This is a genomic window from Allobosea sp. (genome assembly GCF_036675845.1).
In the GTDB taxonomy this organism is placed as follows: domain Bacteria; phylum Pseudomonadota; class Alphaproteobacteria; order Rhizobiales; family Beijerinckiaceae; genus Allobosea.
In genome coordinates this window covers 1-9387 of record NZ_JAKFED010000101.1, presented here as the reverse complement: position 1 = coordinate 9387, position 9387 = coordinate 1, and the positions used below count along the sequence as shown (strand labels likewise).

At 68.4% G+C, this 9387-nt stretch carries 11 protein-coding genes; 7 read left to right on the top strand and 4 right to left on the bottom strand.

Annotated features, from left to right (window positions below; translation table 11 throughout):
* The 4 genes from gnd to V6M56_RS11445 form a co-directional block, all read left to right on the top strand.
* Nucleotides 1-774 (top strand): phosphogluconate dehydrogenase (NAD(+)-dependent, decarboxylating) (gene gnd / locus V6M56_RS11460; protein ID WP_332683778.1); only part of this gene is annotated, 774 nt, incomplete at its 5' end.
* 4 nt (nt 775-778) lie between these two features.
* Nucleotides 779-1306, top strand: coding sequence for a gluconokinase (locus tag V6M56_RS11455; RefSeq protein ID WP_332683776.1), 528 nt, complete (start codon nt 779-781; stop codon nt 1304-1306).
* Nucleotides 1307-1517: 211 nt separating this feature from the next.
* Nucleotides 1518-3047, top strand: a complete 1530-nt coding sequence (locus V6M56_RS11450) for a UxaA family hydrolase (RefSeq protein ID WP_332683774.1) — start codon at nt 1518-1520, stop codon at nt 3045-3047.
* 203 nt (nt 3048-3250) lie between these two features.
* Entirely contained in the window at nt 3251-3643 is a 393-nt protein-coding gene (locus V6M56_RS11445) for a hypothetical protein (protein WP_332683772.1), read from the top strand.
* A 37-nt stretch (nt 3644-3680) separates the two neighbouring features.
* On the opposite strand, the gene V6M56_RS11440 is transcribed toward V6M56_RS11445, so the two are convergent.
* Nucleotides 3681-4115: a lysozyme inhibitor LprI family protein gene (locus tag V6M56_RS11440; RefSeq protein WP_332683770.1), complete on the bottom strand. Its 435-nt coding sequence runs from the start codon at nt 4113-4115 to the stop codon at nt 3681-3683.
* Between the two features lie 14 nt (nt 4116-4129).
* On the bottom strand, nt 4130-5317 hold the full coding sequence (locus V6M56_RS11435; RefSeq protein WP_332683769.1) for an aminotransferase: 1188 nt from the start codon (nt 5315-5317) through the stop codon (nt 4130-4132).
* A 117-nt stretch (nt 5318-5434) separates the two neighbouring features.
* Between V6M56_RS11435 and V6M56_RS11430 the strand changes: the two genes are divergently transcribed.
* Nucleotides 5435-6190, top strand: a complete 756-nt coding sequence (locus V6M56_RS11430; RefSeq protein WP_332683767.1) for an SIR2 family NAD-dependent protein deacylase — start codon at nt 5435-5437, stop codon at nt 6188-6190.
* A 90-nt stretch (nt 6191-6280) separates the two neighbouring features.
* On the opposite strand, the gene V6M56_RS11425 is transcribed toward V6M56_RS11430, so the two are convergent.
* A complete protein-coding gene (locus V6M56_RS11425; RefSeq protein ID WP_332683765.1) occupies nt 6281-6913 on the bottom strand; it encodes a LysE family translocator in 633 nt (210 codons plus the stop codon).
* 273 nt (nt 6914-7186) lie between these two features.
* Between V6M56_RS11425 and V6M56_RS11420 the strand changes: the two genes are divergently transcribed.
* Nucleotides 7187-7801, top strand: coding sequence for a cold-shock protein (locus tag V6M56_RS11420; RefSeq protein WP_442881138.1), 615 nt, complete (start codon nt 7187-7189; stop codon nt 7799-7801).
* Between the two features lie 122 nt (nt 7802-7923).
* Here the strand turns inward: V6M56_RS11420 and V6M56_RS11415 are convergent, their stop codons facing one another.
* Nucleotides 7924-8274, bottom strand: coding sequence for a HesB/IscA family protein (locus V6M56_RS11415; protein ID WP_332683764.1), 351 nt, complete (start codon nt 8272-8274; stop codon nt 7924-7926).
* A gap of 130 nt (nt 8275-8404) precedes the next feature.
* On the opposite strand from V6M56_RS11415, the gene V6M56_RS11410 reads away from it, so the two are divergent.
* The coding region (locus V6M56_RS11410; protein ID WP_332683763.1) for a deoxyguanosinetriphosphate triphosphohydrolase at nt 8405-9387 on the top strand (983 nt) is incomplete at its 3' end.

The following is a 9387-nucleotide window of genomic DNA, read 5'->3' as shown; positions in this document are numbered from 1 at the left end:
ATCACCGAAGCGACCCTGAACGAGCTTTCCGGCATGCTGGCGCCCGGCGACACGCTGATCGACGGCGGCAACGCCTTCTGGAAGGACGATGTCCGGCGCGGCCGCGAGCTTGCCGCCAAGGGGCTGCACTATCTCGACATCGGCACCTCGGGCGGCGTGCACGGGCTGGAGCGCGGCTATTGCCTGATGATCGGCGGCGACAAGGGCGTCTTCGACCGGCTCGAGCCGATCTTCCAGGCGCTGGCACCGGGCAAGGGCGAGATTGAGCCGACCGGCCATCGCGAGGGCCGCAATCCGACCGCCGAGCAGGGTTATCTGCATTGCGGGCCGGCCGGCGCCGGGCATTTCGTCAAGATGGTCCATAACGGCATCGAATACGGCATGATGCAGGCTTTCGCGGAGGGTTTCGACCTCTTGCGCAATGCCTCGGCCAAGGAGGGCTTGCCGGAGGAATACGGCTTCGACTTCGACGTCGCCGAGATTTCCGAGGTCTGGCGGCGCGGCTCGGTCGTGACCTCCTGGCTGCTCGACCTCACCGCCTCGGCGCTCGCCGCCGACGAGGAGCTTTCGGCCTATTCCGGCCATGTCTCGGATTCGGGCGAGGGGCGCTGGACCGTGCAGGCCGCGGTCGAGACCGCGACGCCGGCCGAGGTGCTGACCTCCTCGCTCTACACCCGCTTCCGTTCGCGCAAGGACCACACCTTCGCCGAGAAGGTGCTCTCGGCGATGCGCGCCGGCTTCGGCGGCCATGTCGAGCCGAAGAAGCAGGACTGAGGCGATGGACAGCACGCAGCCCGCCGGCAAGCCGGCCGTCATCGTCGTCATGGGCGTCGCCAGCTCAGGCAAGACCTCGCTGGGCGAGCGCCTGGCGCAGCGGCTCGGCTGGCCCTTCCGCGACGCCGATTCCTTCCATCCGCCGGAAAACGTCGCCAAAATGTCGAGCGGCATTCCGCTGACCGACGAGGACCGCAAGCCCTGGCTGGCGGCGATCGCGGCCTGGATCGACGAATTGCGCGCCACGGGCGGCAACGGCATCGTCACCTGCTCGGCGCTGAAGCGGGCCTATCGCGAGGTCATCGTCGGGAACCGGCCGGATGTGGCGCTGGTCTATCTCAAGGGCTCGCGCGAGCTGATCGGCGCGCGCATGGCGGCGCGCCAGCACCATTTCATGCCGCCGGCGCTGCTCGACAGCCAGTTCGCGACGCTGGAGGAGCCGGGGGTGGACGAGCGGCCGCTGGTGGTGCCGGTGGACGCCAGCAAGGAGGCGATCGTCGAGCAGGTGCTGCACGAGCTGCGGCTGGACTGAGTAGGCGATCCTGCGCCCGATCTTCCGTCATTCCGGCACTGCGCTTCGCTGCGGCCGGAATGACGAGGAGATTATCGAACTGGCATGCCCCGCCTCGCGCTGGGCGCAAGCCCGCTTCTTCTTTCAACCGATTGAAAAAAGGCCATGATCGGGGCATTGCTTGGGGCGAGGGCGGCAAGCCAGCAGGACGCCGCCAGCCAAGGTCAATGCCATGCTCGACAAAGCCATTCCGCCGCGCACGCTGAAGCTCAACGCCGCCGACAATGTCGCGGTCGCGGTCGATCCCGTCGATGTCGGGGTCAGTGCGGCCGGGGTGACGGCGCTGAAGCGCATCCCGCGCGGCCACAAGCTGGCGCTCAGCGCCATCGCCAAGGACGAGCCGATCCGCAAGTTCGGCCAGATCATCGGCTTCGCCACGGTCGACATCCCGCCCGGCGAATGGGTGCACGAGCACAATACCGGCTTCCATGCCTTCGAGCGCGACTATGCCTTCTGCGCCGAGGCGAAGCCGGAATTCGTGCTGCCGGTCGAGAGCCAGGCGACCTTCGAGGGCTTTCGCCGCAAGGACGGCCGCGCCGGCACCCGCAATTATGTCGGCATCCTCACCTCGGTGAACTGCTCGGCCTCGGCGGCACGTTTCATGGCCGAGGAGGTCAAGCGCTCGGGCATCCTCGCCGACTATCCCAATGTCGACGGCGTGATCGCGCTGACCCACGGCACCGGCTGCGGCATCGACTATAATGGCGAGAGCTTCGAGGTGCTGAAGCGCACCACCTGGGGCTATGCCTGCAATCCGAACATGGCGGCGGTGCTCGTCGTCGGCCTCGGCTGCGAGGGCTTCCAGATCAAACGGATGAAGGATGCCTATGGCGTCGAGGAGAGCGACGTCTTCCGCACGCTGACCATCCAGGAGACCGGCGGCACCAAGAAGGCGGTCGCGGCCGGGGTCGAGGCGCTGAAGGTGATGCTGCCGATCGCCAACAAGGCGAAGCGCGAGACCGTGCCGGCCTCCGAACTGATGCTGGCCCTGCAATGCGGCGGCTCGGACGGCTATTCCGGCATCACCGCCAATCCGGCGCTGGGCGCTGCGGTCGACATCCTGGTCGAGCAGGGCGGCACCGCGATCCTCTCCGAAACGCCGGAGATCTACGGCGCCGAGCATCTGCTCACCCGCCGCGCGGCGACGCGCGAGGTCGGCGAGAAGCTGGTCGGCATCATCAAGTGGTGGGAGGACTATACGGCGCGGGCCCGGATGGACATGAACAACAACCCGTCGCCCGGCAACAAGGCCGGCGGGCTGACGACCATCCTGGAGAAGTCGCTCGGCGCCGCGGCCAAGGGCGGCACCAAGACGCTGGCGGCGGTCTACCACTATGCCGAGCAGGTCAAGGACAAGGGCTTCGTCTACATGGACACGCCCGGCTACGACCCCGTCGCGGCGACCGGGCAGGTCGCCGGCGGCGCCAATATCCTCGCCTTCACCACCGGCCGCGGCTCGGCCTATGGCTGCAAGCCGACGCCCTCGGTCAAGCTCGCCACCAACACGCCGATCTACGAGAAGATGATCGACGACATGGACATCAATTGCGGCGACGTGCTCGACGGCGTGACGCTGGAGGCGAAGGGCCAGGAGATCTTCGAGAAGCTCCTGAAGATCGCCTCGGGCGAGCACTCGAAATCCGAGCAGCTCGGCTATGGCGATGCCGAATTCGTGCCCTGGCAGATTGGTGCGACGATGTGAGGAAAGCCGTCATGCTCGGGCTTGACCCGAGCATCTCAGGCCGGATGAGGCGCTGATCGGCGCCTTCTTGTCACGAGATTCTCGGGTCTGCGCTTCGCTCCGCCCGAGAATGACGGCTCGCGGAAAAGCGCTCAACCGCTAACAAGCGCTGCGCGCCGGCCCTCTTCCCGGGCCGCCCTTCCAAGAACTCTCGACGGAACCTCATGCGCAATTTCCTGATGGTCGCCCTGCCGCGCACCGTGCTCGGCCTGCTTTTCCTCGTCAGTGCCGTCGATGGCTTCTGGTGGCTGGCGACGGGCAACCACCTGATCCACCCGCCGGTCTCCGAGCGCGGGCTCGCCTTCGAGCTGGCCCTGCAGAATGCCGGCTTCTTCTGGCCCTTCCTCAAGGCGGTGAACCTGATCGGGGGCCTGAGCCTGCTGTTCAATGTCGTGCCGGCCTTCGGGCTCGCCCTGATCGCGCCGGTGATGGCGGTGATCGTGCTGTTCCATTTCGCCATCAACCCGGCCGGGATCCCGGTCGCGATCATCCTGATCGTCAGCGGCGCGCTGCTGGTCTGGGCTTATCGCGAGCGCTACGCGGCCTTGCTGCGCTGAGCGGGACGGCCGGTCCGCTGGATCGGTCGCGGCGGGGTCAGAGCGGCGCGAGGTCCTTGAGCCAACGCGTGCGCTCGGCCGTGACGCGCATCAGGCAGCTCTGGTCGGAGAGCGAGGCCATCGTGCCACGGTCGCCCAGCCGGGACATGAAGGAGCAGCTCGAATCGCGATAGGCGAGCCAGGCGCGCTGCGTGTCGCGCAGCAGGTTGCGCTGCTCCGCTTCGAGCCCGTTCGTCGCCGCGCGATAGGCGGCGTTCAGGGCGGCATCGAGCTTCGCGTATTCGGCGCTGCCGCAGTCCAGCATGGCGGCGGTGACGCCGCCCGACTTGTCCATGCAGGTCTTGTAGGCGGGCGAATAGGAATCTTCCTGCGCCCGCTCCTGCGCGCCGGCCAGCGCTGGTGCGCAGAGCAGGGCGGCGGCGAGCAGGGCCCGGCCGAGAGGGAGCGCCGTCCGGCGGTTTTCCTGCGACATCGGCAAACCTCCGATCATGCGAGCGTGAAACCACGCAGCCGGTCGCCGAGCTCGCCGAGCCGTTCGGCGCCGACATTGGCGATGGCGATGCGCAGATGCTGCTCCTGGCCCGGGCCGAAATAGGGGCCGGGCAAAGCGAGAACGCCGCGCTCCTGCACCAGCCGGCGGACGACCTCCGCCGCCGGAATGCCTTCGAAAGGATGGGCGACATAGGCGAAATAGGCGCCGGCCGCGAGCACCTGCCAGCCGTTCAGCGGCGCCAGCGCCTGCCGGAACAATCCGGCGCGGGCGTTGATCTCGATGCGGTTGCCCTCGCGCCAGGCGCGGATGCCGTCGATGCCCCAGGCGATGGCGCTCTGGCCGGCCCGGACGGGGCTGATCTGGATGCAGTCGAGCACCTTGCCGATCTGCGCCAGCACCTTCTCGCCGGCGGTGATCGCCCCCAGCCGCCAGCCCGGGACGGCATAGGCCTTGGAGAAGCTGTAGAGGCCGATCAGCGAATCACGCCAGTCGCTTGCGGAAAAGAGTTCATGCGAGCGGCCAACGCCCTCGGGCAGGAAGTCGCGATAGGTCTCGTCGAGGACCAGCCAGAGGCCGCGCCTGCGGCAGAGCGCGGCGAAGGCGGCGATGGTCGCCGGCGGATAGACCGCGCCGGTCGGATTGTTCGGCGTCACCAGCACGATGGCGCGGGTGCGCGCGTCGATCAGGCGCTCGGCGATCGCCACGTCCGGCACGAATCCCTGTGCCGGGTCGCAGGGCAACGGGCGCGGCTCGACGCCGAGCATGTTCAACGTCATCTCATGGTTGAAATACCAGGGCGTCGGCAGCAGCACATTGTCGCCGGCCCGGGCCAGCGCCATCATCGTCACGACATAGGCCTGGTTGCAGCCGGCGCTGATCGCGATCTCGCCGGGAGAGATCGGCGCGCCATAGAAGGCGCTGCTCTCGGCGGCATAGGCATCGCGCAGGGCCAGGTCGCCGACGATGGCGCCATAGCGGGTCTGCTCGGGCCGGGCGGCGGCCTCGGCGAGGCGCGCCAGCAATTCGGCCGGCGGCGGCGAGCCCGGCACGGCCTGCGACAGGTCGATCAGCGGGCCGTTGCGGCCGTCATAGGCTTTCGCCCAGCCCTGCGCCTCGGGAATCGGCGGGGTGGCGGTGTCGATGAGGTCGGGGTTCAGCGGGGCAGGGGACGGCGAAGGCATGGGCGAGCATTGCGGCGCCCGCGACGCGCCGTCAACGGCCACCGTCCGGCAGTCTTGGACCGTGGAGCGCCCGCAGCCATATTCGGCTGCGAGACAGAAATCGGGAGAGCCGGCGGCATGGACGAGGAGACGCACGAGGCGATCGAGGAACTGCATGCCATGCTCGACCGCGCCCGGGTGATCGTCCCCTTCACCGGCGCCGGCATCTCGACCGAATCGGGCGTGCCCGATTTCCGCTCGCCGGGCTCGCCCTGGATGGTCAACAAGCCGATCCCGTTCGATGTTTTCGTCAGCAGCCGGGAGGCCAGGGCCGAGGCGTGGCGGCGCAAATTCGCGATGGACGATCATTGCCCCGATGCCCGGCCCAATCGCGGCCACCGGGCGCTGGCGACGCTGGTGGCGGAAGGGCGGGCGCCTGGCGTGATCACCCAGAACATCGACGGGCTGCACCAGGCATCGGGCATCGCCAATGAGGCGGTGATCGAGCTCCACGGCAACGGCACCTATGCGACCTGCCTGACCTGCAGCTGGCGCCATGAGCTGGCGGCGATCCGCCAGGAGTTCGAGGCCAGCGGCGAGCCGCCCGACTGCCTGATCTGCGGCGGCGTGGTGAAGGCCGCGACGATCTCCTTCGGCCAGCAGATGCCGCAGCGCCAGATGCTGCGCGCCCATGAGATGACGCTGTCGGCCGATCTCTATCTCGTCGCCGGCTCCTCCCTGGTGGTGTTCCCGGCCGCGAGCTTTCCGGTCGTCGCCAAGCGCAATGGCGCCAAGCTCGTGATCCTCAACCGCGAGCCGACCGATCTCGACCCGATCGCCGACCTCGTCGTGCGCGGCGAGATCGGCGCCGCGCTGGCGCGGCTGGCGAACTGAAGCAGGCGTCATTCCCGGGCGAAGCGAAGCGCAGACCCGGGAATCTCTTGCAGGCGATGCTCGGGTCGAGCCCGAGCATGACGTGCCTGTTCAATCCCGCGAGGCGAAGGCGAGGCGCAAGGCGAGCCCCCCGAAGACCGCGCCCAGGACCCGCTGCGGCCAGCGCGCCAGGCCGGGCCGGGCCGACATCAGCCGGCCGAGCCGGTTCGCCGCCAGGATGACGAGGCCGTTGGTGGCGAGGCCCATCAGGTTGAGGATCGTCGCCAGAACGACCACCTGCAGCAGGAGCGAGCCGGCCTCGGGCCGCAGGAACTGCGGCAGCAGCGCCAGCATGAACAGCGCCATCTTCGGGTTCAGCAGATTGGTCAGCAGGCCCTGCAGGAAGATCTGGCGCAGCGGTGCGGTACCGGTCTCCGCCGCCGGAGAGAACAGCATGGCGGGGCCGTGCAGGGTCTTCCAGGCGAGGTAGAGCAGATAGGCTGCGCCAGCCCAGCGCAGGGCGTCATAGGCGGCCGGCACCAAAAGGAAGAGCTGCGACAGGCCATAGGCGGCCGCGAGCGCCTGCAGATAGCTGCCGGTCGCGATGCCGGCATAGGTGACGAAGCCCGCCAGGCGCCCCTGGCCGAGGCTGCGCGAGGCGATCAGCAGCATGTCCGGGCCGGGCGTCGCGGTCAGGACGGCGCACGCGGCGGTGAACAGCATCAGCGTCGCAAGATCGGGCATCTGCGGGGATCTCCATGGCGGACCTGCCGATCCTAGACCCGGAGGCCTCCGCATGGAATCGCCGCGGCTTCGGCTCCGGAAGGCGAGGCTGCATGGCGACGGCCGGCCGGGGCTTCTTGCGGCGCAAGCAGCCTGCCAAGCCGCTCCAGGCGCGTTTTCCCGCCGCGATCCTGTGCGCGATCATGTGGATGAGAGGGTTGGCGCTGTTTCGCGAGTCCGCTGCAATGCTATCGTTGCAAGACGAATCAGGTTTCGCGCGGAGATGAGCGGCCCATGTCCGACGAGTATGGCGATAATGGGCGACCCCCGGTCGGTCCGATCCAATCGCTCAACCGGGTCATGCGGCTCGACGGGCCAGACGGAGGCGGCGTCGAGACGGGCACCGAGTTGGCCGGCCACGTCAAATGGTTCGATGTCAGCAAGGGCTACGGCTTCGTCGTGGCGGAAGATGGCGGCAGCGACGTCCTCGTCCATGTCACCATCCTGAAGCGCGACGGCTTCAACGCCATCGCCGAAGGTGCCCGCATCGTGCTCGAGGTGATCGAGAAGCCGCGCGGCCGCCAGGCGATCCGCGTGCTCTCGATCGACACCTCCGCCGGCCGTCATCCCTCCGAGATGCCGATGCCGCGCACCAATGCGACGGTGACGCCGACGAGCGGGCTCGAGCGCATGGTGGTGAAGTGGTTCAACCGCCTGCGCGGCTTCGGCTTCGTCTCGGCAGGCGAGGGCTCGCCCGACATCTTCGTCCATATGGAGACGCTGCGCCGTTACGGCATCGTCGAGCTGATCCCCGGCCAGACCGTGCTGGTCCGCTACGGGCCGGGGCCGAAGGGGCTGATGGCCGCCGAGATCAGGCTCGAGCATGGCGGGGCGATCTCGTCGCACTGAGCCGGCCACGCGAGCGTCATGGTCGGGCTTGCCCCGATCATCTCATGACGAGATGGGCTCGCCGATCATATCCCACACGCGCGAAGAGATGCTCGGGGCAAGCCCGAGCATGACGCCCTGTGTCAGAGCGCGAACGAGGTCCCGCAGCCGCAGGAGGCCGTGGCGTTCGGATTGGTGATCTTGAACGACTGGCCGACGAGATCGTCGACGAAGTCGATCGTGCAGCCTTCGAGCAGGTCGAGCGAGGTTTCGTCGATCAGCACCGTCGCGCCGCTGCGCTCGATGACGAGATCGCCCGGCGCCTTTTCGCGGTCGATGTCGAAGACATACTGGAAGCCCGAGCAGCCGCCGCCGGCGACGCTGACGCGCAGCATCGAGCCGGGCGGCTCCTTGGCCATGACCGCGACGATGCGCCCCGCCGCCTTGTCGGTCAGCGAGATCGCGTGCGGATTGGCCTCGATCGTGGTGGTCATGCGCAGAACATCCTTGCTCCTGCCTCGATTGCAAAGGTAATGGCCTGCACGCGCCCGTTCAAGCCGCGTCCGCCGACGGGCAGCCAAGCACCCAGCGAAGATGCAGCCAGCGAAGATGCAGCGAGCGAACATGGCGCCAGCACCAGATCCGCTTCATCCGCGCGAGCCCGGCGACCGCTGGCGCGCGCCTTACGCCTGCCGCACCGCGACGAGCCGCGGCCGGCTGGTGGCGGAACCGGATTCGGCGACGCGCAACCCGTTCCAGCGCGACCGCGACCGCATCATCCATTCCACCGCCTTCCGCCGGCTGAAGCACAAGACCCAGGTCTTCGTCTCGCATGAGGGCGATCATTTCCGCACCCGCCTGACCCATTCGATCGAGGTCGCGCAGATCGCGCGGGCCCTGGCCCGGGCGCTGGGGCTCGACGAGGACCTCGCCGAGGCGCTGGCGCTGGCGCATGATCTCGGCCACACGCCCTTCGGCCATACCGGCGAGGACGCGCTCGATGCCTGCATGCAGGGCTTCGGCGGCTTCGACCACAACGCCCAGACGCTGCGGATCGTGACCCGGCTGGAGTGCCGCTATGCCGGCTTCGACGGGCTGAACCTGACCTGGGAGACGCTGGAAGGGCTGGTCAAGCACAACGGCCCGCTGCTCGCAGCCGATGGCCGGCCGGTGGCGCGCTATGCCGCGACCGGCATCCCGGCGGCGATCCTCGAATATCAGGAGAAGCAGGACCTCTGGCTAGACAGCCATGCCTCGGCCGAGGCGCAGGCCGCGGCGCTGGCCGACGACATCGCCTATAACGCCCACGACATCGACGACGGGCTGCGGGCCGGGTTTTTCGAACTCTCCGAACTGCGCGCCGTGCCCTTCCTCGCCGGGCTGCTCGACGAGATCGAGCACTTGCATCCGGGGCTGGAGAAGCCGCGCGCCAGCAACGAGCTGGTGCGCCGGGTGATCACCCGCTTCGTCGAGGACGTGATCGGGAATTCCGAGAGGCTGATCGCGGCGCTGGCGCCGGCAGATGTCGACGCGATCCGCCGGGCCGGTGCGCCGGTCGTCGCCTTCTCGGATGGGATCGCCGAGGCCGACAAGGCGATCAAGGGCTT